General features: G+C 50.3%; 23 protein-coding genes and 1 tRNA gene. 13 read left to right on the top strand and 11 right to left on the bottom strand.

The genetic code is table 11. The features are described from left to right. Window positions 1-8: 8 nt before the first annotated feature. Window positions 9-989 carry a DUF1853 family protein gene (locus IMCC21906_RS16335; protein ID WP_052763460.1) on the top strand — a complete coding sequence of 327 codons (981 nt, stop codon included), beginning with the start codon at window positions 9-11 and terminating at the stop codon, window positions 987-989. Here IMCC21906_RS16335 and IMCC21906_RS08815 read toward each other — a convergent pair. The 4 genes from IMCC21906_RS08815 to IMCC21906_RS08800 all read right to left on the bottom strand — a co-directional run bounded on the left by IMCC21906_RS08815 (window position 986) and on the right by IMCC21906_RS08800 (window position 6,815). After that, window positions 986-1,912, bottom strand: coding sequence for a 1-aminocyclopropane-1-carboxylate deaminase/D-cysteine desulfhydrase (locus tag IMCC21906_RS08815; RefSeq protein ID WP_047011860.1), 927 nt, complete (start codon window positions 1,910-1,912; stop codon window positions 986-988). The two genes, IMCC21906_RS16335 and IMCC21906_RS08815, sit on opposite strands and share 4 nt — an antisense overlap. Then, on the bottom strand, window positions 1,905-3,236 hold the full coding sequence (locus tag IMCC21906_RS08810; protein WP_047011859.1) for a hypothetical protein: 1,332 nt from the start codon (window positions 3,234-3,236) through the stop codon (window positions 1,905-1,907). Before IMCC21906_RS08810 ends, IMCC21906_RS08815 begins: the two co-directional genes overlap by 8 nt. Before the next feature lie 334 nt (window positions 3,237-3,570). Beyond that, on the bottom strand, window positions 3,571-5,382 hold the full coding sequence (gene oadA / locus IMCC21906_RS08805) for a sodium-extruding oxaloacetate decarboxylase subunit alpha (protein WP_047011858.1): 1,812 nt from the start codon (window positions 5,380-5,382) through the stop codon (window positions 3,571-3,573). A 17-nt stretch (window positions 5,383-5,399) separates the two neighbouring features. Next, window positions 5,400-6,815 (bottom strand): acetyl-CoA carboxylase biotin carboxylase subunit, encoded by a 1,416-nt coding sequence (locus tag IMCC21906_RS08800; protein WP_047011857.1) that lies wholly within the window; start codon window positions 6,813-6,815, stop codon window positions 5,400-5,402. A 169-nt stretch (window positions 6,816-6,984) separates the two neighbouring features. Between IMCC21906_RS08800 and IMCC21906_RS08795 the strand changes: the two genes are divergently transcribed. Together IMCC21906_RS08795 and IMCC21906_RS08790 are read left to right on the top strand one after the other, a co-directional pair. Then, window positions 6,985-7,902 carry a LysR family transcriptional regulator gene (locus IMCC21906_RS08795; protein WP_047011856.1) on the top strand — a complete coding sequence of 306 codons (918 nt, stop codon included), beginning with the start codon at window positions 6,985-6,987 and terminating at the stop codon, window positions 7,900-7,902. A 126-nt stretch (window positions 7,903-8,028) separates the two neighbouring features. Beyond that, entirely contained in the window at window positions 8,029-9,045 is a 1,017-nt protein-coding gene (locus IMCC21906_RS08790) for an amidohydrolase family protein (protein ID WP_156166021.1), read from the top strand. A gap of 25 nt (window positions 9,046-9,070) precedes the next feature. Here IMCC21906_RS08790 and IMCC21906_RS08785 read toward each other — a convergent pair whose 3' ends face one another. Next, window positions 9,071-9,745: a methyltransferase gene (locus IMCC21906_RS08785; RefSeq protein WP_052763459.1), complete on the bottom strand. Its 675-nt coding sequence runs from the start codon at window positions 9,743-9,745 to the stop codon at window positions 9,071-9,073. Between the two features lie 70 nt (window positions 9,746-9,815). Between IMCC21906_RS08785 and IMCC21906_RS08780 the strand changes: the two genes are divergently transcribed. Next, window positions 9,816-10,187 (top strand): cereblon family protein, encoded by a 372-nt coding sequence (locus IMCC21906_RS08780; protein ID WP_047011855.1) that lies wholly within the window; start codon window positions 9,816-9,818, stop codon window positions 10,185-10,187. A 10-nt stretch (window positions 10,188-10,197) separates the two neighbouring features. Further along, window positions 10,198-10,863: a pseudouridine synthase gene (locus IMCC21906_RS08775; RefSeq protein ID WP_047011854.1), complete on the top strand. Its 666-nt coding sequence runs from the start codon at window positions 10,198-10,200 to the stop codon at window positions 10,861-10,863. A 78-nt stretch (window positions 10,864-10,941) separates the two neighbouring features. On the opposite strand, the gene IMCC21906_RS08770 is transcribed toward IMCC21906_RS08775, so the two are convergent. Next, on the bottom strand, window positions 10,942-11,949 hold the full coding sequence (locus IMCC21906_RS08770; RefSeq protein WP_047011853.1) for a hypothetical protein: 1,008 nt from the start codon (window positions 11,947-11,949) through the stop codon (window positions 10,942-10,944). A gap of 159 nt (window positions 11,950-12,108) precedes the next feature. Here IMCC21906_RS08770 and IMCC21906_RS08765 point away from each other — a divergent pair, with 159 nt between their 5' ends. Continuing rightward, window positions 12,109-12,657 (top strand): DUF2244 domain-containing protein, encoded by a 549-nt coding sequence (locus tag IMCC21906_RS08765; protein WP_156166020.1) that lies wholly within the window; start codon window positions 12,109-12,111, stop codon window positions 12,655-12,657. 125 nt (window positions 12,658-12,782) lie between these two features. On the opposite strand, the gene IMCC21906_RS08760 is transcribed toward IMCC21906_RS08765, so the two are convergent. Further along, window positions 12,783-13,508: an SIMPL domain-containing protein gene (locus tag IMCC21906_RS08760; protein ID WP_047011851.1), complete on the bottom strand. Its 726-nt coding sequence runs from the start codon at window positions 13,506-13,508 to the stop codon at window positions 12,783-12,785. 458 nt (window positions 13,509-13,966) lie between these two features. Between IMCC21906_RS08760 and IMCC21906_RS08755 the strand changes: the two genes are divergently transcribed. The 5 genes from IMCC21906_RS08755 to IMCC21906_RS08735 all read left to right on the top strand — a co-directional run bounded on the left by IMCC21906_RS08755 (window position 13,967) and on the right by IMCC21906_RS08735 (window position 19,225). Continuing rightward, the gene (locus tag IMCC21906_RS08755; RefSeq protein ID WP_047011850.1) at window positions 13,967-14,524 is read left to right on the top strand and encodes a sigma-70 family RNA polymerase sigma factor; all 558 of its coding nucleotides are present in this window, start codon (window positions 13,967-13,969) and stop codon (window positions 14,522-14,524) included. Beyond that, window positions 14,524-15,444, top strand: coding sequence for a FecR family protein (locus IMCC21906_RS08750; protein WP_047011849.1), 921 nt, complete (start codon window positions 14,524-14,526; stop codon window positions 15,442-15,444). Before IMCC21906_RS08755 ends, IMCC21906_RS08750 begins: the two co-directional genes overlap by 1 nt. A 407-nt stretch (window positions 15,445-15,851) precedes the next feature. Next, window positions 15,852-18,053, top strand: coding sequence for a TonB-dependent receptor (locus IMCC21906_RS08745; RefSeq protein WP_047011848.1), 2,202 nt, complete (start codon window positions 15,852-15,854; stop codon window positions 18,051-18,053). A 381-nt stretch (window positions 18,054-18,434) separates the two neighbouring features. After that, entirely contained in the window at window positions 18,435-18,962 is a 528-nt protein-coding gene (locus tag IMCC21906_RS08740; RefSeq protein ID WP_047011847.1) for a hypothetical protein, read from the top strand. 5 nt (window positions 18,963-18,967) lie between these two features. Then, window positions 18,968-19,225 carry a hypothetical protein gene (locus IMCC21906_RS08735; RefSeq protein ID WP_047011846.1) on the top strand — a complete coding sequence of 86 codons (258 nt, stop codon included), beginning with the start codon at window positions 18,968-18,970 and terminating at the stop codon, window positions 19,223-19,225. Between the two features lie 179 nt (window positions 19,226-19,404). On the opposite strand, the gene IMCC21906_RS08730 is transcribed toward IMCC21906_RS08735, so the two are convergent. Then, a tRNA-Arg gene (locus IMCC21906_RS08730) sits at window positions 19,405-19,481 on the bottom strand. Window positions 19,482-19,702: 221 nt separating this feature from the next. Between IMCC21906_RS08730 and IMCC21906_RS08725 the strand changes: the two genes are divergently transcribed. Both IMCC21906_RS08725 and IMCC21906_RS08720 read left to right on the top strand, forming a co-directional pair. Continuing rightward, a complete protein-coding gene (locus IMCC21906_RS08725) occupies window positions 19,703-21,064 on the top strand; it encodes a flagellar hook-length control protein FliK (RefSeq protein WP_047011845.1) in 1,362 nt (453 codons plus the stop codon). Continuing rightward, a complete protein-coding gene (locus tag IMCC21906_RS08720; RefSeq protein ID WP_047011844.1) occupies window positions 21,064-21,360 on the top strand; it encodes an EscU/YscU/HrcU family type III secretion system export apparatus switch protein in 297 nt (98 codons plus the stop codon). Before IMCC21906_RS08725 ends, IMCC21906_RS08720 begins: the two co-directional genes overlap by 1 nt. Before the next feature lie 65 nt (window positions 21,361-21,425). Here the strand turns inward: IMCC21906_RS08720 and IMCC21906_RS08715 are convergent, their stop codons facing one another. The 3 genes from IMCC21906_RS08715 to fliS all read right to left on the bottom strand — a co-directional run bounded on the left by IMCC21906_RS08715 (window position 21,426) and on the right by fliS (window position 23,723). Then, entirely contained in the window at window positions 21,426-22,550 is a 1,125-nt protein-coding gene (locus IMCC21906_RS08715) for a sigma-54-dependent Fis family transcriptional regulator (protein WP_231580241.1), read from the bottom strand. A 389-nt stretch (window positions 22,551-22,939) separates the two neighbouring features. Beyond that, window positions 22,940-23,278 carry a flagellar protein FliT gene (locus tag IMCC21906_RS08710; protein WP_047011843.1) on the bottom strand — a complete coding sequence of 113 codons (339 nt, stop codon included), beginning with the start codon at window positions 23,276-23,278 and terminating at the stop codon, window positions 22,940-22,942. A gap of 19 nt (window positions 23,279-23,297) precedes the next feature. Then, complete coding sequence (gene fliS / locus IMCC21906_RS08705; RefSeq protein WP_052763457.1) at window positions 23,298-23,723, bottom strand: flagellar export chaperone FliS; 426 nt, start codon at window positions 23,721-23,723, stop codon at window positions 23,298-23,300. Between the last annotated feature and the right edge of the window lie 185 nt (window positions 23,724-23,908).

Genomic DNA, 23,908 nt, shown 5'->3' with positions numbered 1-23,908 from the left:
ATACCCTGTTGATAACAAAAGAACGCCCCCGGCAGTGTGTAGGCAAAGAACGGCATCCGCAAGCCAAACAGGCCAAGCTATCGCTCACCCAAAAGGATTTCCCCATCCCTATCACCACACCATCGCAATTTAATTCCAGTCTTGTCAGATCACTGGCTTGGAGCTGTTTTGGCTCTACACTTTTGCCAGGCCTGAGCAGCACTGAAAACAATGTCGAGAGCATTTCGCGGCCTCAGCTACCGCTCACCGAGGAAAGACTCCAGTGGTTACAGCGCCTTAATCACGACGACACACCACTGCGCGAATACCTTGCCGCGCACTGCTCCAGCCCACGATTAGGTTTGGTATTTGAAAGCCTGTGGCACTTCTTTTTAATTAACGACCCCCAAACCGAGCTGCTCGCCCACAATTTACCCGTGCGAGACAAAGGCCGCACCTTGGGCGAATACGACGTGATTTATCGCTGCAAACAGCTGGACGAAATCATTCATCTGGAATTGGCGGTAAAGTTTTATCTCTTTGTCGGAGAACTTCACGGCGACAACGCGTATAGCGGCTGGCTAGGACCAAACCAAGCAGATCGACTAGACCGCAAGCTCAACCGGCTTCGCAGCCATCAACTCGCCCTATCATTAAGCCCAGCCGGGCAACAGTGCTTGCAAGAGCAAGGGATTCCAGTAACTCGGCGACAAGTGCAGATCAGTGGCCGGGTTTTTACATCACTTGGTATAGAAGCACCAGATAACAGTGCCTTTGTCAGCAACTACCCTCGAGGACACTGGCTAAGCATATCGCAATTTCTGGCACGCCCGGATAAAGCGGATTGGCGATACTTAGCTAAACCAAACTGGCTGGACAGCCACTACAGTTGTGCTGAAGCCCTGACCGCAAAGGTCTTTCAACTCGCGGAAAATCGCCCGCTTATGCTAATTAACCCGCGCCAGGAATGTATTTTCCTCACCCCAAACGAATGGCCCAAGCTAACTTAGCCACCATTGTATAAATCGGAGTACAAGTCGGGGTACAAATCGGGAAAACCACGCCTGCCTTGCAATCCACCGGTATGAATCAATAACAGTTTCTCCTCAGGCGCAAACTCCCCCGCCCGGATTCGCTGTTGCGCGGCATAAAACACTTTTGCGGTATACACCGGCTCCAATGGAATGCTCTGCTTAGACTCAAATTGTTGGATAAAGCACCGTAAATAATCAGGCAGCTTTGCATAGCCGCCGCAGTGAAAACGATGATCTAAGCGCCACTGGCAAGAAGAGACCGGCAGCTGAGCCAGTAGTTTATTAACTTCCGCCGCCATAAATTTCTCGGCCTTTAATACGGGCACCCCGGTAATACAGCCCCGCCCCTGATAAGCGGCGACCAGCCCAGCCAAGGTGGTACCCGTGCCGCAGGCCAGCATAATCTCGTCGTAATCGGCACCCGCGTTTGGCAGCAGTTTTAAAATATCACCGCAACCCTGCACACCAGCAAGATTACCGCCACCTTCAGGAATATAAAACGGCGCATCAATATCGCCAAGCAGCTCCGCGACAAAACCAGGGTCATGACGCCGCCGGTATTCACTACGACTGAGAAACACCAACTGCATACCCGCCTGCTGTGCATCTTGCAGCATGGCAGTTTCTAGCCCATCAGCTCTAACCCAGCCCACACTGGCAAAACCTGTCTCTGCAGCGATTATTGCCAGGGCGTGCAAGTGATTTGACCAAGCACCGCCAAAGCTGGCCAGCGTGCGGGCAGACAGCTGACGCGCGTCACCAAGATTATGATTTAACTTAAACCATTTATTGCCGGGAGCTTGGCCGTGATGACGATCCAGGCGCAACACATCCACACTGCGCCCCTCAATTTGAATCGTTTCAAGTAAAGCGTGTGAAACGGCGGTAGTCTTATTCATCCGGGACGTGAATATGGCGCTGACAGCGGTCGCTTTCTCCGCTACGAAACAGGCGTGGTCGAATAACTTTATCAATAGGTTGACCGCAGTAGTGACCCTCTTCCAGTGCCCGACAAATAGGCAGACGATAATGTGCCAGCCATGTTTTGTAATGAGCTTCAGATACCTCACAACGCGCGGCTGCAAAGGCGGTAGGATCACCGAGGTACTGGGGCATTTCCTCCTTGGCAATCAACAAATGTTCAATTCCGGGATGATAGGCCACAAAAACAATGCCCTTCTTCACCATTTCATCAAGAACATGGTCATCACTGCTCAACATCAGACCACTATTTTGCTCCCGCAACGTACTTAGCTGGGCACGAAGTTCTACGATTTCGGTCGACCGGGCGTAAAGTTCCTGCTCACGTTTTTTCACCAGCTCTTCATAATGAGCGGTGATGTCGGTCACGCGCTGCTCAGAATCACCTTGATATTGCTGGCGAAGAGCCTCCAATTGAGACCGATATTCTTGACCGCTGTCAGCCAGCGACTGTTCCAGCTCTGTGGCTTTATCAGCCAACTGCCTGCGCAGTTGTTGCAACTGAGATTCCGCTTGTTTCCGTTGTTTTTGCTCACTGTCCCAGTTAGCTTGCAGTTGCTCAACAAGAGCATCTCGGTCAGCCAACTTTTCAACATGTTCATTTTCTAAAGCTTCTACCCGCTGCCGCCATTCCCGAGTTTGGGTGGCCAGGGCCAAACGCTGCTGGGCCAACAAAGCCCGACGCTTTTGTCGATAACGTCGATGAAATACCGGTTGTGGTGTATTTTCAGTCGAGCTTTGATCTCGATTCGATGAAACCTTAGCGAACGGCTGAAACACTGTACCGTGAGAGGCTGCCTGTTCGGGGCTTGGCTCCGTCAAAATACCCAAGCGGTTCCGCTCGGCTGCAGCACTGATCTGTCGAAAAGTTTTATCCTCCTCCATATCAGGATCCCAAAGCTGTTTTTGATACCACTCTTCAGGACAGGCGCTATAACAGGCAACCTTAATTGGCCCGGCGCCCAAATCCGGGCCAAGGGTCGCATAATCCATCAAATGTCGAAGTGGGATATTCCAATGCCCTGTTACCCGACCTTGGGCATCAAAACGAATCAGAAAAAAAACGGCAGCGGTCACTTTAAGCTGAGAAGTGATGGGTAAAAAAACGGATTGAATTTCACTGTCTGCAAAATCAGGAATGCCAACCACCTCATCCAATACCGCTTCAAACTCTGTGAAATACATCTCTTTGACGATTTCACCGTCTTGAAAAAACATCACGGCCTCAGTGATTGCACTCAAGAAATTACCCCTCTGTATTCGACCACAGCTCAATGAAAACGGATTGAAACTATCGTTTTAAGGCCATGGATTATAGAAGCGTCTGGTCGCCAGGCACAATGTCTGTCATTGCAGCAAACAACGCCGCCAACACCCGACCCATAAAAACCTGACTCATAAAAAAGCCCCGGCTAAAAAGCCGGGGCCAATACGGAGAGACAAACCTTCAGTGCCGAGGTGTGTGATGAGGGGGGAGACATGACTCAGCACCGAAGACTTGCTAGTAATGATAATTATTATCATTACTAATTGCAAGCACTGTCGCTAAGTTTTTATTCCCCGCCAACCATGGCGGCTAAGAAGCCTCGATTTCTATCAACACCTCACCCGGTGTTACTCGATCACCCTTGCTGACATGGATACCGATCACGGTCCCAGAAATAGGAGCCTGAACCTCAGCCTCCATCTTCATGGCTTCGGTGACCAAGACCGCCTGTCCTTCTGACACGCTATCTCCTTGCGCCACTAAGACCTCGACGATATTACCCGGCATATTTGTTGTTACATGACCGGGTTTGCTGGCTTGTTTGCGACCGCTTCCGCCTTCAGCTTGATATTCATTGAGGGCTTCGAACACCACTTCTTCGGGCATACCATCCAGCGTCAAATAAACATGACGCTTTCCTGCCCCTTTAATTCCCACGCCAGTGATCGCCACTTGATAGCTCTCACCATGCACATCAATAACAAACTCGGTGGGGACCCCGCCCTCACTCACCGGACGCTGGCCGCCATCTGCTGCCTCTAAGATTTCGGGCTGCAAGCTGCCATCTCGGCGCTGCTGAAGAAAATCCTTCGCCAAATCCGGGAACATGGCATAGGTCAAAACATCTTCTTCGCTGTCAGCCAGCTCGGCAATTTCACCCCGCAGCTTTTCTAACTCCGGGAGGATCAAGTCTGCGGGGCGCACATCAATCACATCCTCACTGCCAATAGCGCGCGCACGCAGCTCGGCATTTACCTCAGCGGGCGCCGCCCCGTAATGACCTTGCAGATAACGCTTCACTTCATTGGTAATGGTGGTATAGCGTTTATCGGCCAGAATATTCATCACTGCTTGAGTGCCGACTATTTGCGAGCTGGGTGTCACTAATGGCGGGTAGCCTAAATCTTTACGCACGGCGGGAATTTCCGCAAAAACCTCGTCAATCCGATTAAGCGCCCCCTGCTCTTTTAACTGATTCGCCAAATTGGACATCATGCCGCCCGGTACCTGACTAATCTGTACACCGACATCTTCTTTAGTAAATTCACTTTCAAACTGGTGATATTTTTTGCGCACAGCCCAGAGCTTTTTGCCAATACTCTGTAGTTTTTCCAAATCCAAACCGGTATCTCGCGCTGTGCCTTTTAAACCTGCCACCATGGTTTCAGTCGCCGGATGACTGGTGCCATTGGCAAAGGCTGAGATAGCGGTATCAATAATATCTACCCCTTCATCGATAGCCCGCTGCTGACACAAACCCGCCAAACCAGACGTCATATGACTGTGGAGCGCAATCGGGACCTCAAACTTGTCTTTCAACGCGGCCACCAACTCTGCTGTGGCCGAAGGCGTCAGCAATCCTGCCATATCCTTTATTGCAATGGAGTCCACGCCCATCGCCACCATTGCCTCGGCCTGCTTCATAAACACCTTTGTGTTATGGACCGGACTGGTGGTGTAACACAATGTGCCTTGGGCATGTTTACCAGCGTCTTTAACCGCAACGATGGCCGTTTCCAAATTTCTGACATCGTTCATCGCATCAAAAATCCGGAAAATATCCATGCCATTTTCGGCAGATTTTTTGACAAAGGCCTTCACCACGTCATCGGAATAATGGCGATAACCCAGCAGGTTTTGGCCCCGCAACAGCATTTGCAATTGCGTGTTAGGCAATGCCGCCCGAAGCTGACGCAATCGCTCCCAGGGATCTTCTTTCAAAAACCGTACGCAGGCGTCAAAGGTCGCCCCGCCCCACACTTCCATCGACCAAAATCCCACCTCGTCCATTTCTGGGCAAACGGGCAACATATCCTCTGTACGCAGCCGGGTGGCAATCAGCGACTGATGACCATCTCGAAGAGCAACATCGGTAATTTTTACAGCTTTGGCTTTACTCATCATCAATTCCTTTCGCGTTACAGGCCAGCGTAAGCAGCAATGGCGGCAGCTACCGCCAGGGCCACTTCTTCTGGACGACTTTTATCAGAGTACTGAATCAATTCCGGGTGACTTTCAACAAAACTGGTATCAAAATTCGCGGCCCGAAAATCAGGGTGCTTGAGAATTTGCTGGTAATAAGAGGCGGTGGTTTTTACCCCCTGCAAGCGCATGTCGTTCAAGGCTCGCTCGCCTCGATTAAGCACTTCCTCCCAAGTCAGGCCCCACACAATGAGTTTGAGACACATTGAGTCAAAATACGGCGGAATGTTATAGCCGGTGTAAATCGCGGTATCGGTGCGCACCCCCGGCCCACCCGGCGCATAGTAGCGGCTGATTTTGCCGAAGCTTGGCAGAAAATCATTTTTAGGGTCTTCTGCATTCACCCTAAATTGCATGGCATATCCCCGATAAGAAATGTCCTCTTGTCGATACGCCAAAGGCAAACCCGAAGCAATGCGTATTTGCTCCCGAACGATATCCACCCCCGTAATCTGCTCGGTGATGGTGTGCTCCACCTGTACCCGGGTATTCATTTCCATAAAGTAAATTTGATTATCTGCCAGCAAAAATTCCACCGTGCCGGCATTTTCATAGCCCACCGCTTCGGCGGCGCGAACTGACAGATCACCAATATAAGCGCGCTGCTCGGGGGTAAGCTGGGGAGACGGTGCGATTTCAATCAGCTTTTGATTGCGGCGCTGAATGGAGCAGTCCCGCTCAAATAAATGAATCACATTGCCCTGGCTATCGGCCAAAATCTGCGATTCGATATGACGGGGATTCACAATGCATTTTTCTAAAAACACATCGGCACGGCCAAAGGCTTTGGTTGCCTCTGACACCACGCGGCTAAACTGACGACGCAAATCCTCTTCGCTATCGCAGCGCCGGATACCCCGGCCGCCACCGCCAGAAGTGGCTTTCAGCATCACGGGGTAGCCAATATCCGCGGCCACGGCAACAGCCTCATCAACATCGGCAAGATTGTCTTCGGTGCCGGGGGTCACCGGCACTCCAGCCGCTGTCATCGCCCGCCGGGCTTCGGTCTTGTCACCCATTCGGCGAATGACTTCAGCGCTGGGGCCAATAAACCGAACGCCACGCTGAGCGCAAATCTCAGCCAACTCGTCGTTCTCGGATAGAAAACCATAACCGGGGTGCAAGCCATCGCAACCGGTTTCGACAGCCAACGCCACCAGTTTTCGAGGGTTCAGATAACCTTCAAGGGGATCTTCACCGACGTTATAAGCCTCGTCTGCGCGCTTTACATGCAGCGAAAACCGGTCCGGTTCGGTGTATATGGCCGCCGAGCGAATCCCCATTTCTGCGCAAGCACGCACAATACGCACTGCAATCTCGCCGCGATTGGCGATGAGAATTTTCTTCAACATCTTAGGGCTCCCTCTAAGCGCATTGACTTCACCGTGATCATCTCCCTGTTGCTAATGTTTAGAACCCTAACCAAAAGAGCACAATATAAAAAATTAATAATTGTTTTAACACGCATAAGTAATTACTTATACTCAAATAACCCTCTGGCTCCAAACACTCTGGCCCCCTATGAAACTCAGCTTTCTAAATCGCCTGACACTAAGACAAATCGATATTTTTTTGTCGGTTTGCCAGCACCGCAGCTACTCAAAGGCTGCCAACCAACTGGCCCTCACCCAACCGGCAGTAAGCAGCCAAATCAAAAGCCTGGAAGAATTAACAAAACAGCCTCTGTTTGACTACATTGGTAAACAGCTCTACCTCACCGCCGCAGGCGAGCTGATGGAACGGGCCGCAAGGGATTTAAAGCAAAGATTGGTCCATTTAGAAATTGAGCTCACCGAAATGCACGGCCGCCTCTCGGGCACATTGAACATCGCCATTGAAAGCAGCGCCGAATATCTATTACCCCAATACATTCTGCCTTTCTGCGATCAACACAGTGATGCCGAGATTGTTCTCCACGTCGAAAACCATCAACGCTTATTAGCAAGGCTGCAAGACAATCTAGACGACCTGGCCATCATGACCCAAGTCCCGGGCGACCGCAGTCTTAACTACACGCCCTTTGCCGAGCACCAATTGATTGCCGTCGCTAAACCTGAACACCCTTTAGCGGCAAGTTCGCAGCTGAGCCTGCTCGATTTAACAAATTATCGCTTGCTGCAACGAGAAGCAGGATCGGGAAGTCGCCAAATTTTTGAAAACTTTTGCCGGGAACACAGCCTGACCCTCCGCAATAGCCGTCAACTCGGCAGCCACCAAAGCATCCTGATGGCACTGCTTTCACAAAGAAACACGCAACTCAGCGATTACGCGGTTATTCCCAAAGAAACCGCCAACAAATACCTGACCAGCGGCGAATTGGTTCAACTACCCGTCAACAGTTTTCCCATTCGCCGCTCTTGGTGTAGTGCCCACCCCAGAGGCAAACACCTGAACCCCCTTGCCAACGCCTTTCTAGAAGCCCTACATATACCGAAATAATGCTATTTGAGAACAAAAAATTGATAGCGCACTAACACGCCCATTGCTGTTGCATCAAACACCCATGGGAACCGGGGTCATTTCTCGCAGTCTCATCAGCGGCAAATAACACAGCTGGAGAAACAAATGGGGTCAAAAACCCGACTGATTTTTATGACTGCCGTCATGCTTTTTCAAGCCAACATCAGCTTGGCAGACTACCGTTATAGCGACAGTCATTTGCATATTGTGGATTTTTTTCAAGAAGGTGAATCGCTCAAATCGCTGATTAGCCAAATGGATAAAGACAAGGTCGAACACGCCATGATTGCGGGCATCCCGCTGATGAAAAAATGGCATGAAAACGAGCCCAAAAAACCGCGCTACTACAGCGGTGATAATGGCGCACTGTATTGGTATAGCGCCACTGACAATTATGTTATGCAGGCCTACCAAGCACTTCCCAAAGACAGTCAAAAGCGTCTTCACCCCTTTATTGCGGGCTTTAATCCCACCGACAAAAATGCCAGCGCCCAGTTAGAAAAACTCATAGAGACCTACCCCGGCGTTTGGCAAGGCATTGGAGAGGTATTAACCCGGCATGACGACCTCACCACCCTCACCCAGGACGAGCCGCCCAGAGCCAACAGCGAAGCCATGCAGAAGATATACAAGTTGGCGGCCAAATATAATCTGCCGGTATTACTGCACTCCAACATCACCTCAAAACGGGAGAAAAACCCTCTCTACTTAGGTGAGCTAGAGGAGGCACTTAAGAGTCATCCCGAGGTGCGTTTCATCTGGGCCCACGCAGGCACCAGTAAAACCCTGCACCGCTACCAAGGTAAGATGGATTTTCTGCTGCCCAGTATCAAAAAATTGCTGTCAGAGCATGACAATGTCTTTATCGATTTATCTTGGACCGTCCTTACACCCTACCTCTTAAACAAGCAAGGCAAACCCAATGCAGACTGGGTGGCACTGGTAGAACAGTATCCAACACGATTTCTCATCGGCTCAGATTTGTTGGGTAAGTTTGATAACTTAGGTAAAAACCTGCAGGATTTTTCCACATTTTTAGACGCCCTCCCCAAAGACGTGGCTCAAGGACTGGCTGGGCAAAACTTTTTAGATTTGCTGCCAACCCCTGCCAAGCCTCAATAGCAAACTGTCGACCGCCTCAACTTTTTTAGGGTGACTCACCCCAGTACAGGTTGATATGCGAAAAAGCCTCGCACTCAGCCAGGTCAGGCACAGTGGTCGCGCGCTGGCGGCCAATATGTCGATACCCTTGCACCTGAAAGTCTTTCACCCGGGAGTCGGCGAGCAACACGCCCTTAGCTCTTGCCAAAATCGCATCCAACAAGGGCAGATTGGCTCGGTCATATAACACATCGGCCACCAAAATCAGCTCATAAACCTGCTGATCGGCAAAAAAGTCGGGGCTATAAATCAACTCAACGTCATTTAAGGCTGCATTGATCTGGCTCGCTAAAATCGCATCCCCATCAATATCACACGCCGTTACCTGACTTGCGCCTGCCATCGCCGCCGCAATCGCGGCCACCCCAGAACCACAACCAAAATCCAGTACCCGTTTACCGGCCACCAGCTCTGGCTGGTCAAGAATATGTCTAGCCAACGCCTGGCCACTGCCCCAGCAAAAACTCCAGTACGCGGGATAATTCATAATCTGTTGAATTTGTTCTGACGACAGCAGTTGCTGGGGATAGTCTTGGTTAATCAACAGCAGTTTAATCTCGGGCACCAACGGCAACGACTGGGCCGAGAGCGTAGCATTTGGAATATTGCTGGCCAGGTGCCTCGATAATTTTTGTTCTGTCTTTAGTATTGCGTAAGACATTGCCACCCTTTTTGATATAGCCTTTACATAGGCCAGTTGAAGGCCCCTAGTGTTATTTGGAAATCGTCCTATGAGTCAACACGCTATTGCTAACCTGCTGGATGAGCTGAGTGAACCCAGTGAGTTTAACGACAAGGAGCTATTGCATTGCCGATGTTGCCAGCGAGCAATAACCGCAGAAAACTTTCGAATCAGAGTCAATGGCGGTCATCAGCATCGTTATCAGAACCCCAGCAAACAAGTATACGACGTCTGCTGCTTTCAGTGGGCGCCCGGCGCCACCATTATCGGTCAAGCTACTCATGAGCACAGCTGGTTTCAGGGCTACTGCTGGCAATACGCCCATTGCGAAGAGTGTGATACCCACCTTGGCTGGTACTACGAAGACGGCAGCGATGCTTTTTTCGGCTTGATTCCCGACAGCCTACAGGGAGTGGGATAACACCCAAACAATGTCAGACGTCCCTTTTATTGTTCCGGCCTGCACCGAGGACTATCAACTTCTGCACCAAGATACCGACCTGCTAGTCGTCAATAAGCCACCGGGGTTATTGTCCGTGCCAGGGCGTTTGGCAGAAAACCAAGACTGCCTTATTACCCGAGTACAACAAGACTTTAACGACGCATTAATCGTTCACCGTTTAGACATGGCCACCTCAGGGTTAATGGTGCTGGCAAGAGGTAAAGACAATCACCGCGGCCTCAGCAAACTCTTTCAGCAACGGCAGGTCGAGAAGGAATATCAAGCTACCGTATACGGGAACCTTATGGCTGACCACGGTCTTGTGGATTTGCCACTGGCCTGCGATTGGCCCAACCGCCCTCGTCAGCATGTGAATTTTGATTACGGTAAACCATCTCAAACCTGGTATGAAAAACAGCGTCTCACCGCCGACGGCCATACGCAATTACTGCTCAAACCCATTACCGGCCGCTCCCATCAACTCAGGGTCCATATGGCCAGCCTTGGCCACCCCATACTTGGCTGCGAGTTTTACGCCCACAGCCACGCTAAACAGCTGTCACCACGGTTATTACTGCATGCGAGCCGCCTACGTTTTCGCCACCCCCAGACCCAAGAGTGGCTCAACGTCAGCAGCAGCGCCGACTTTATTTAGAGCCTGTTCACACTAATCCAATTGTCACTGCTGGAAGTCATTTTTGCTTTCCGGTTAGGCCCCAGCCCTAGCCAAAACTCAAAAGCTTAGGCTGCTTGAACTGCTGGCAAAGTCATTAGCATCGTCTTCATCTTCCACCACGACTTCTTGTTCGATGCTGACATTATTGTTGCTGAGATATTCAATCTCGGTACCGTCCATTTCATCACTGCTCACAAACTCAGTGGCTGACAAATACACTTCTACCGCCTGATAGGCTTCAAAGTCATCTATTGGCTCACCGTCGGCATCCGTGTCTTGGGCAACCAGTGTATTCACACTGACATACTGCGGGCTGCTTTCATCACCCACATCACTAAATACCGTGATAATTTCAGAACGCGGAATAATACTACCTGGCTGGACCGATTCACCTAAGGCATGAACAAAACACGGTACTGCTGCGCCACTGGCCATAACATTTTCATCACCCAGTTGAACCTCAAGGTCCGTGGCACCAAACTGCAAACTGGTGTCCTCGGTTAGTTTGCGGGCACTAACCGCACTGCGCGCCACCGTATATTGACCAATCAAACCATCTGACTGGTGCTCGCCCTCAAGGTGCAAGGCATCCACAACATCTAATAAAATTGTCGCCCCGGTCATAGGATCCGTTAGCTCAATTTGCTCGGCATCATTCTCAGCACTGGAAATAATAATTTGCGAAGGCGAAGAGCTTAACCCCGGGCAAGACGTAATGGTCAACTCTCCCGACTCCCCCTCATCAATCCTAAACCCCATACGTAGCTGACCTTCAAAAGAGGGCTGCAACAAGCTACTGACCTGATAGTCTGCTACCAGCATCCATAAACCGCTGATTCCACCCTCTTCATCACCACAGGCATGGTAACTATTGATGTCATAAGCGCCTGTGCTGGTGGGGGTATCACTGCAATTGGCCTCAACACGCTGCTCAGCAATTGTTGAGCCTGCTGACGGCGTTGGCGAAGGGCTGCCACTCCCACCACTACTGCTGCTACCACCGCAGCCAAACAAAACTGCAGAAAAACCCAAAACTGTTCCAAAGACAACCGCGCCTTTTAACATAGCGTCCATACCCCTTTACAAAATCGTGTATTTATAAATTCAGCAAGGCTAACCAACCTCAAACCGAAAAGCTTATTACTAGATACCATTTTCTCCAAAAAGTGTCGCGATTTGGGCATTTTCTCATTGCCACTGCTAAACTTCATCCAGGGAGGCTCTTTGATCAGGCTAAAAGCGTCTCAGGCATCGAGGATTCGCATTATGGTGAACGTCGAATACCAACAGCAACAGGCTCAAATTACCCTGCGCCCCAACTGCTCTGCGAGCTGGCAAAGTAATCAACGTATTCTGGCCGCTGTATTAATGGTGAATGTATTTTTTGCCAGCGGCTTTGTCGCGATGGGGGCGTGGTTAGTATTGCCCTTTATGGGACTTGAGCTATTGCTGATCTGGCATGTGCTTCGCAAAGTCTTCAGCAAACTCCAACTTCAACAAATTGTTCGCCTCGACAGCCAAAAGCTACTTATTGAAAGTGGCCACCGCTACCTGGAACAACGCTGGCAATGGCCCCGCCAGACTTGCAGCGTCTTAGTCACCGTCCTTCCCCACCCATGGGATCCCCTGCACATCAGTCTTAGCCACTGCGGAGAACAAATAGCACTCGGTCGTTTTTTAAATAAAGATGATAGCGGTCGCCTGCTGGAAGAACTGCGCAAACTGGGGCTACCAATAAGGCAGTTTGGCATTGAAGGCTGCATAAAGGCCTAGCCCGTTTTTGTAGGGTTTTCATAGTATCGCCCCGCCGTACCGGGTATAGCCGCCCCCAACCCCAAAACAGGGTTAGCACGTTTCTGCCAAGGCAGGTGCAACCTGAGTGCTTTTAACGGGATGGCTTAGTCAGAAAGATAATATTCAACCGTCGAAACCACCCTCACTTTCTTGATATGGGGGTTATTTCGGTCTCTATCTTGAATACTAAACTGGCCCTGTGAAGCCCGACGAATTTTACCCAAGGTGCTGTTGCTATCTTCCGCAAATTTCGTTGCCACTTCCCTGGCTTTGCGGGTCGCTTCCTCAATCATTGCGGGCTTAATGTCATTCAAGCGGGTAAATAAATACTCGGTTTGTGCCTGATAATTACCGCCGGTAAATACAATGCCCTCTTTCCCTAAAGCAGACAGCGAACTCATTACCTTGCGGGTATTATCAATGTTATTGGAATACACCGTTACATTTTGCGTGGCCGTATAACGGAATTCCGCCCGGCCATTATTACCATATTGCTGGGCGGACTTATCGGTAATTGCGGGGGTCGACACCGACACTTCATCTTCAGTCACGCCATTTTTCAATAAAAAGCCGCGGATTTTATCCGTGCTTGTTTCAATATTACGGTACAAGCCCGCCAAATCATTACTGGCCTCGGTAAACTGAATCGGCCAAATCACTACATCTGCCGCAAACTCCCGCTCAGACAAGCCCTTGACCGTAACACTGCGCTCATATTCTTTAACATCTACCGCAGCCTTGCCCAGCAAGTAGCCCAGTGATGCCAGACCCAACACCAGCGCCAAGCCTAAAATAACGGCACTGAGAGAACTTGATTCCTGTTTTTGCATTCCAGTCACCTTCTTTTATTCATTCGCTATTATCACAGATGCTCACGGCGTTAGAACAATCGTCCACCGGCTTGGTTCAGCTACTCCAGCAATTAATTACTCGGCTATCTTTGCACATAATAAAGCCCCTCTACTGCGATGCATCCCAGAAAGACAGCTCGATCTTCAGACCTCTGCGACCAGCACTCACAAAAATACCTAACTGCCATTGTCGAAATATTGATCACAATACGCAACGGCATTTTTGCGCTAGCAGGCTCCCTCGGAAACGGCTTATTTTATCTGCCAAATCATTAGCCCCTCACGCATGAGGAACATGACGCCTAAAAGGGGGGTAAAAATTTTCGCGCAAACCGCTTAACCGGCCTCTAACACTTCAAGACTGGGCTGCTTGCACCTGATAATGATAATGACTATCATTATCTAAAATATCGTTCACCTGCGCAGATGCAATCCTGATGTCACAGCTCCCGCCCGACATAACGCCACCCGGATATGCCATCCCGGCCACCCGGGATCTGGACAAGCTGTACCGCGAGCATCAACCCTGGTTGCTCAATTGGCTGCGGGCCAAGCTCAGCTGCCCTTTTGACGCAGGGGATATGAGTCAGGACACGTTTCTGCGTCTGTTGTCTGTTGATCTCGCCAGCCTCAGAGAACCCCGAGCTTATCTGCTGGTGATAGCCAACCGGCTGATGATCAACCGCTACCGCCGTAAAAAAGTAGAAGCCGATGTTCTCCAGCAGGTGGCTTATCTGCTGGACACCAGTAACGACAAAGGCCCAGCAGAGATCATTGCCGCCAGAGATCTGCTCCACCGGGTGCTACTGATGTTGACCGAGGAACTGCCGAAAAAGCCCCGCCAGGCCTTCCTGATGGCGCGAGTTGGCGGCATGGCCTACCGACAAATTGCAAAACGTTTGGACGTATCCGAAAGCAGCGTCAAGCAGTACATCGCCAAAGCGTTAATGCATTGCCACAAGAGCTTGTACAACGAGTTTGCGGAGGCCGATTGATGACGGTCATCGACCCCAGTATCACCGATGCCATGCGGGAAGAAGCGGCGAACTGGCTAATACAGCTGGACGAGGAAACCAGCTCTGAGCAGCAGGATGCGTTTCAACACTGGCTGAACCAAGATCAGCGCCATAATCTAGTGTTCTCACAAATGCAAAACCTTTGGAGCGCTGCCCAGGCGCCGAAAAAAACCAACCGACTCAGCCAGCATCTGGCAATAACAGGCTTATTTCTGGTCGCCACCCTACTCAGCCTGCAACTGCCCTGGCAATACTGGCAGGCCGACTACCGCACCGAGATTGGCAAAGTCCAAGCCATCACCCTGCCCGATGGCAGTGTTGCCACTCTTAATACCAACAGCGCCATCGACGTAGACTTCAGCCACAACCAACGGCGCATCAACTTGATTCGCGGCGAAGTCTTATTGGATGTCAGCAAAGACCCGCGCCGCCCCTTTGTCCTTGCTACAAACAAAGTTAACGCCAAAGCCCTGGGTACGATTTACAGCGTTGCCCAACACGACAACACCAGTCTCGTAACCGTGTATGAATCCCAAGTCCGGGTCAGCTCCACAAGCAGCCAGCACAGCACTTTGCTAAACGCTGGCCAACAGGCCGTAGTAGATGACAGCGGCATCGTTAAACGCGACCTTAAGCTAGCCAGCAACCCCGATTGGGCTCGACAAAGACTGATCTTTCAGAACGCGCCGCTGAAGGAAGTGATTGCCCGTCTACAACCCTATCATTCAGGCATGATCAAACTCAGCAGCGATACCACAGCACATCAACGGCGCTTCACCGGCGTACTGCCCAGCGATGACACCGAGGCCGCCATCAAGCTGCTAAGCAGCAGCATGGGCCTGGATGTTCACAGCATGACGTCTTGGTTAACGTATCTAAAGCCTTCGGCAAAGCCATGATGAAAGAATAATTCCATCATTCGAAGCGACAACAAAAATTTTTTCAAAACCTCTGCCCGATTTCGCTCCTGCTTTGTCATTAACGGTAAAGCAGCAACTAGGGCCTGTTCACACTACTTGGCTTATCACTGTTGTGACTAAAAATGCGTCAATCAAGGCGCGAGGAACGTGGTTTGGTGGTTCCCAATGAGAGACGAGCAACGAAGAGTGGCGCATTTTTAGCCACAACCCCTTTCTTTGTAGAGAACGGGGCTGGGGCCATTTTTGCCCCCAGCGTTGTTGGAGCTCATTTATTTGGAACCACCAAACTTCATTCGCTCCGCCTAGCTGGAGGCAAAAATGACCGCCAGCAGTGGCAAGCCAATTAGTGTGGACAGACCCTAAAACTACCTTCAGGAGCACTTCACATGAGCAAGACCGTTCAACGCAGTCCACTGTACGCAGCCATCCTTTCACTGGGTTTGGGCCTGGCAACACCAATAGTTTCGCTGGCGGACAGCGCGGTTACCATCAATATGCCCGCCCAGGACTTGGATCAGGCGGTGCTGGACCTGGCAGAGCAAACCGGTTTGATAATTGGCGGTGACGCCGCCCTCTTACGAGGGAAACAGGCGCCAGCCATTTCCGGGCAACTCACCCCGGAGCAAGCACTGCGACAACTGCTACAAGGGTCTGGCGTAGACTTCCAGTTCACTGGGAAAGCTCAGGTCAAACTCGTCGCCGTGCCAGATAGCGCTGGCCCCACTACCCTTCCCCCCGTCAAAATCAGCGCAGCTGCGATAAACTCGCCCCAAACATCGCTGGATTACGGACGGGACGATATCGATGCGGTGCAACCGCGAGACATCAAGGAGCTGTTCAAGAAAGATGCCGCTGTGGCCGTCGGCGGCTCCATTCCCGTTAACCAGAAGGTGTATGTACGGGGTGTTGAAGAAACCGCTATGGCCGTCACCATTGACGGTGGTCGCCAGAACAACAAGGTCTTCCACCACAATGCCACCAACCTGATTGATCCTTCATTGCTGAAAGCCGTACGTGCTTCCGCCGGGGTTGCCCCTGCCGACGATGGCCCCGGCGCCATTGGCGGCAGCCTGGTGTACGAAACCGTTGACGTGGCGGACCTGCTCGACCCCGAAGATAATTTTGGCGGCTTTGTTGACGGCCGTTACGGCTCCAATGGTGATCAACTCACTACCGGTGGCTCGGTATATGGCCGCAACGGCGGCTTTGAAGCCCTAGCCTACCTGAACCACAGTAACGGCGATGACTACGAAGATGGCGAAGGCGACACCGTACGCTTTACCGAGCCAGGCTTGCTCAGCCGATTGATGAAGGTCGCCTATGAAAATGATCAATCCGACCGTTTTGAACTGACCATGGAAAACGTCAATGACGAATCCCAGCGTCCCTACCGCGCCAACTTCGTCGGCCTGAGTGCAGGTCGCCCGGTGCCAGAATCTCGGATTTACGATTTAAGCCGCGAAAATCTAACTTTTAATTACAGCCGCGATACTGCCCAAGGCCTGTGGAACCCTAGCGTAACGATTGCCAAGGGCGAAACCGAGCTGGAAACCCGTGAGGTGCCACTGGCCGACCCCACCGCCCTGATCGTTTATACCGGCATCACCGACAGTCAGTCCGCGACATTCAAGAACACTTTTTACACCGGTTTCGGCGAAGTTGTGGCCGGGCTGGACCATTATGACGACAGCGCCGTATTCCAGTATGAAGGCGACCCCGACTTGGAAGAACAAGCCGAAAACATTGGGGCCTTCATTCAGTTTCGGCAAACCATTGGCGAAAAACTGGATTTATCCTACGGCCTGCGCCACGACCGTCAGGAATTCACCGGCACCGACGGCTCCAGCCACGATGACAGCGGCACCAGCGGCAATATTGCTGCCGACTATTACATCAACGACGTCCTCACCGCCAAAGCCGCCTACGCCCATGTGTGGGGCGGTGTCGCGCTGGCAGAAAACTTTATTCTCAACGGCGCCTGGACTTACGACGACGTCAAAGCAGTGGAAGCCGATAATTACAGTGTTGGCCTTCGCACTCAGCTCGAACAGGTTTTCGCTGAAGCCACAATGTATAAAACCGACATCGAAAACGGTCGCACACCTTCCTACGATGGGGGCGCCAATTTAACATCGGATTTTAAAATTGATGGCTACGATCTGGTGCTGGGCTATCTTGGTGAGCGTAGTGAATTCACCATCAAATACGCCAATATAGAATCAGAAATGGATGGCGTAGTCGCCAGCTCCTACGACGGCAACTACTTCACCATTCCGCTAGGAGAAATCATCACTGTCAGCGGCAGCTACCATTTTGACAAGGTTCCGGTAACGCTTGGGGCAGATGCCGAACATGCTCTGGAAAACGATGATCTGGAAAGCAACGGTGCCAAACAGGACAGCTACACTGTCGTTAATGCTTACCTTAATTACGCGGTGTCTGAGGCCTTAAACCTGCGCCTGTCCATCGACAACCTGACCAACGAAGGCTACACCGACCGGGCCAGTTACGGGCAGGAATTCACCACGGTAAAAACCCTGCTGGAGCCGGGCCGGTCGATAATGGTCAGCGCGCGCTATAGTTTCTAAAAAAGCACCAACTTAAAGGTAAACCCCCCGACTTCTGTCATTCCCCCACAGGGAATGACAGGCTTAAGTCAATGCCATTAGCGACTCAGATAAAGCTACGTTCACAGGACCGACGCCAGCACAATCATCCTTTATGGCGGGATTGCTCACACAACTCGTCTCCACAAGATTGCCAAACCAGTAATTTAAAGTGCCCACAAGCTAAGTACCAGCCCCTTCATCCTTACACACATCATGGCGATTTTAAGGAGGGAAAACTGCTCCCTGTCGCAGTAAATAGAAGATTATTAACCTCACCCAAAAGATGATAGTAATTATCATTTGCATCAAATTTAAAAGCAGCGTATTTTGGGATTGAACAAAAAAAGATTGGAGAACCCAATGAGCTTACATCCCAATTTTGACGCCGAAACAGCCGGTAGACCGCTGCGCGAACTGCCGTCAACCGACAACTTTCTTGTGATCTGTATTCGGCTGTGGGCCCAGGAACACTGCCACGACGCTCGAACAGAGTCAGCGCCCGACTGGCGCAGTGGCTTCGCCGCCGTCGGTTTGAGTTCGTCAGCCCAACAACATTTCAATACCTTGCTTGCTGTGATATTTACAGCGAGCAGGCCCGCGCCCATGGTGAAATATTACGCCTGTCCTGTTGCGAGCCCGGACGAGCACTGGCTGCTTGCCTGCGTCACTCTCGCTCAACATGACAACGAGACAAGACTGAACCTCGCCCTTGCAGAGCGACTGTCGGAAAGCAATCAACAATTAGTGGTCACCTTACTCCGCAACCTCAGCCAGGCCATGCTGGACGCAGGACTGCATTTATCCCGAGCCAATACTGCCGCGCTCTACCCACGACTTCATATCTACCGAAGTGCCAGCGTAGCGTCCACGTCGCAAACGCTGCATTAGTGTTCATGTCCTATAAACTGATATTGCGCGGCAGTATTGCCAGCATGGCCGTCTATGCGACCATTATCGCCACCGCTGAACTCAGCTTGCGCCTACCACTGGATAACACAGAGCGCGACCTAACCGTCTTTCATATCGGCGCAATTACCTCTCTGGTCGCCTTGTTTTGGTCCGTTACCCCGCGCCAATCGTTTTTATTACATGGCGTGCTGTTTATCCTTTCCGCCACAGTGCCAACCTGGCTAATGATTCTGTGGCATTAGCCAGGTTGGTCGGCGCTTCATCATGAGCTCTTCATCATTAACGGGGCACAGCGATGGTAGCTAGAGGGAAAATTTAGCCTTCATTGAAACGGTTATTATCGAATGTCACAGGGGAATTTCAGGCATAAAAAACCCAGCACCAAGGCTGGGTTTTTTTATGCTGATGAACAGCTTAATAATGGCGCGCTCGGGAGGATTCGAACCTCCGACCGCCTGGTTCGTAGCCAGGTACTCTATCCAGCTGAGCTACGAGCGCGTCGAGGGGGCGTACTATATTGAAGGTGCCGGATGCTGTCAACGCTACAGCTATGAAAATCTCATAAAAATTTCTAAGCGGTCAAAAAATCCCCAAAACCTTGATTTAACTGACCCTTTTTTACACACCCGCTATCCAAGCACAATATCGCAATTCTCACTATAGCTAAAGATTGAGTCGCCAATGCCGATATAAGATTAAGGAACCGGAGCGTTATATTGATGGTGATTATCAACCCAACAAGCCAGACCCAACCAGCTGCCTTTAATCGGCCAGCTGGTCCTGCGCCTATCATCCCCACGGATAAAGTATTAATCGCAACCGTACTAAGCCAACGGGCCAACCATCTTTATGAACTCGCCTCCGGTAATTTGCGTTTAATGGCAGAAAGCCAAACCGCCCTGCGCAATGGTGAACAACTAACGCTGCAATTTCATGGCCGGGATGCCCAGCATAGAATACGCATGAAGGTGCTGCCCCCCGCTCAAACTGCCATTACCCAGCAGCTGGGTATCGCGATGCCAAAGCAGCGCCCTATAACTCAAGCACTGGCCAGTTTAGTGACCTTAGCCCAAAGTAACTCTACAAGCCCGGTAAACGATGCCGCCAAAGAATTTTTATCCCGACTGCCAGATCGGGAGCAGGTCAGCCACCCCCAAACATTACTGGCGGCATTAAAAAATAGCGGGATGTTTCTGGAAAGCCAATTACTGGCAGGCAATGTCGCCCAAGGCGATTTAAAAACCGCCTTATTACGACTTGCCCGCCAGCTGGAGCAACACAGCAAAACACCCGCTTCTACATCACAGGATAAAGTCCTGTTTCAACGCACTGAGAATAACGATCTTAAACCTGGCCAGCAGCTGCTCAACAAACCCCTACCATCAACTAGCCTGCAGCTGCGCATCGACAATACCTATACCGCTCCAACACGTAACACGCTGACAACAACGTTCTCTTCTGGCGAACAACAACCATTGGCAAAGGCGTATCCAGTGACGACTGGAAACCCAGATTTACCAGGCACATTACAATCGCTGCCTCGGCAAGCCCAGGCGGTAAACAGCCTCGCTATAACAGCAAACCCTGCCCGCTTATTGCAGGACATCAATGGTGCCCTGGCCAGAATTGAGTCCCATCAATTGCTGCACCTGCAAAACCGTGAGTCACAACACAGCCCCTTATTGATTGAGCTGCCCGTCAGAGACAAAGATGGCATCGATCTCTGGCAGCTTCGCTTGCAAAACTTTGAGCAGCCACATCCCAAACCCGATAAAGACCACCCACATGACCCCGCCAAAAAAAATAGCGAGCGACATTGGCAATTCACTTTAAATGTCGATTTGCCCGGTCTAGGCGCAATAAGGGCTCAGCTGCAAATGCGTGGAGAAGCCTTAACGCTGAACGTTAATATCGCCAACCCCAACACCCATGCCTTGTTCTCCAGTAACCGCAATGAGCTAATAGATCGACTGGTGGCGCAAGGGCTGGAAGCGCCTGAGCTGGAAATTAATTTGGGAAGCCTGCCTAGTGAACCACCGCAAGGTTTGCAAAATCTAAGTTTTGTAAAGGTTACAGCCTGATGGAAAAACCAACTACCTGCGGCGAGCTTGCCGTATCACTGCACTACGACGGGGTCAGTGCTCCCCAGTTAAGCGCCAAAGGGCAAGGAGAAATTGCCCAGCAAATACTGGCCTTGGCCACCGAGCATGATGTGCCTATTTACCAGAACTCCGAATTACTCAGCTTATTAATGCGTCTGGAGTTGGATGAGGAAATTCCCCAAGGTTTGTATATCGCGGTAGCGGAAGTTTTATCCTTTGCCTATAAATTGAAAGATAAGCTTCCCCCCGGTTATACCCCCGACGAAACCTTCTAAGACGTTTACATATTAAAGAGGAAGCCGTTATAGAAAACGACCAAACAAGAGCAATATAAAGAAGCTCAGCTAATGCCAAGCTTTTTCATTTTTTCCGCTAAGGTCGTTCGTTGTAAACCCAGCAGTTGAGCTGCCCGGGTTATCACCCCATCTTCCTTGCGCAAAGCCTCACTGATAAACCACTGCTCTAAGTCTTGAAGATAATTTTTCAAATTAAGACCCGAATCCGGTAGTACAGGCTGACCATCATGTACCTGGGGCGTAGTCAGCTCATCTTCCTCACCACGATCACGGGTTAGGGCATTGAGCAGTGCCGCTTGATCTGCGCCATCAACGGTATCGTCTTCATCATCCAGGTCTACAACATCCAAAACTCGGTACTGCTTGGGAAGATCACTGGATCGCACCACTTGCTCGGCATGGGTAATGGCCATACGCTCCATCAGGTTTTCCAACTCCCTGACATTACCAGGCCAGCTATAAAGCTGCAGTGATCGCATAGCAGAACTTGAAAAACGCGGGGTTCTCATCCCCTTCGCCTCAAGCTTTGCCATGAACTTGCCCATCAATACTGCAACATCTTCTGGGTGTTCTCGTAAGGGTGGTACTTCAATTGGAAAAACTTCTAAACGATAAAACAGGTCCTGCCGAAAACTCCCTTCGGTAACCATTTCTTCTAAATTGCGATGAGTGGCTGCCAGAATACGCACATTACATGCCTGGGTTACATTGCTGCCGACACGTTCAAAACACTTTTCTTGAAGCACTCGCAGCAGTTTTACTTGCATAGGCAAGCTCATATCGCCAATTTCGTCCAAAAACAGTGTACCGCCCTCAGCCATTTCAAAACGGCCTTTCCGAGTGGCTACCGCACCGGTAAAGGCCCCTTTTTCATGGCCAAAAAGCTCACTTTCTAATAAGTCAGCGGGAATGGCACCACAGTTAACGGGAATAAATGGCTTGCCTGCTCGTGGAGAGTATTCGTGAACCCGGCGAGCAATCACTTCTTTACCAGCACCAGACTCACCGCGAATTAAAACTAGCGTATCAAACTCGGCAACTTGCTTGACCAAACGATCCAAGTTCTTCATAGCGTTAGAGACCAAGCCACTAGATTGCGAGAATGAATTCTGAAGTTTTTTCTGCATCGGATTCGTTACCACTCCATCGCCACCTAAACAATATCCCATAAGCGAATTCAGTCTTCAGCGTTGATCCAGAAGATTCATCACAGCGTTTGCAGGTTTTAACACTCATACTAAACAGAGCAGGAAGATCTCTATATACGTAGAACTTCTTAACGCTAATTATTGTTTTTTTAAATCGGCGTTGCCAAAGGTGTTAACAAACCCTTTAGGAAGTGTGCCAACACCAACACCATCAGCAAATAAGCGCTTCCACGTAGACGAAAGACTCAAGCAAGCAAAACTAATGCGCTAATACCCTTTATCTAGCGAAAAACCGTGCTAGCGTTACATCACATCAGACTTTCCACCTTGACGGTGAGCTCTCATAACTTCACTGATAAGATTAAATTTTGTACAAAGTTATCGTACAAAAATATTATTAAGTAGCTGGGTTACAAGCTATTAGAAATATAGTTATCCAGCTGGCGAATATTTCTGGAGGCCAGGCCTGACTCCTGCACGAGCTTATTCCTATAGCCGTACAACACATCGGAGACCTGCTGATCAATATCCAAAATATACTTGATTACTGACGCCACTTGTTCACTCTCACCAGCTGAACAACCCTGTGCAAAAAACTCTTCCATACTCGCCCGGCGATGCCGCTGCAGTTTGACTGCAGACCCCCAATCGCCCAGCTCTGCAAAGCTCAATACTTGTTCACTAAGGTCAAGCAGTGACTTCAGCTCACGTTGTCTTGGGCTCATCACATCTTGATATCTAAAGTTCATAATCGACACGATGACCTCCTTAAACCGCAGCAGTATCAGACTCGCCCATAAAGTGAGTAGCGTCAGGGATAGCATCCCAAGCTTCTTTCAATTCTTTTAGTAACGACGTGACCTCATCCAGCGCAAGCACATCATTGTTAATATTTGAGATTAATAATCGACGGTTCATATAGTCATACAAATTTTCAAGATTTTCGCTCATTTCAGTATCAACATCGTGGTCTAAACTAACGCGCAAGCCATCAATAATAGAAATTACTTTACCAATAGTCGACGCTTTATTAACCGTTTCACTGCGCTGAATTTGACCTTTAGCGGTAGCAAGACGATCAAGAGCCCCCTCCATCAGTAATTGAATCAAACGATGCGGGCTCGCCCCGGCTACTTGGGTCTGTGCTCCAATACTGTTGTACGCTCGACTGGCCATGCCTGCAGAGTAAGTCATTTTAGTGCCTCGTGTTTACCCATGTTATATAGCGTATCGGCAAACTTGCTGGCTTCTTTACCCCAAATTAACCCCGTACTTTTACGGATGCCACATGTTGAAAAAAGCATGATTGAAAATAAATGATCTGACATCCAAAAACTTACTGGCGATACCGTAAGGTAATTCAATAATCACACGACATA

It is taken from the genome of Spongiibacter sp. IMCC21906, from assembly GCF_001010805.1.
Lineage (GTDB): Bacteria > Pseudomonadota > Gammaproteobacteria > Pseudomonadales > Spongiibacteraceae > Spongiibacter.
This window is presented reverse-complemented; position numbering and strand designations above follow the sequence as displayed.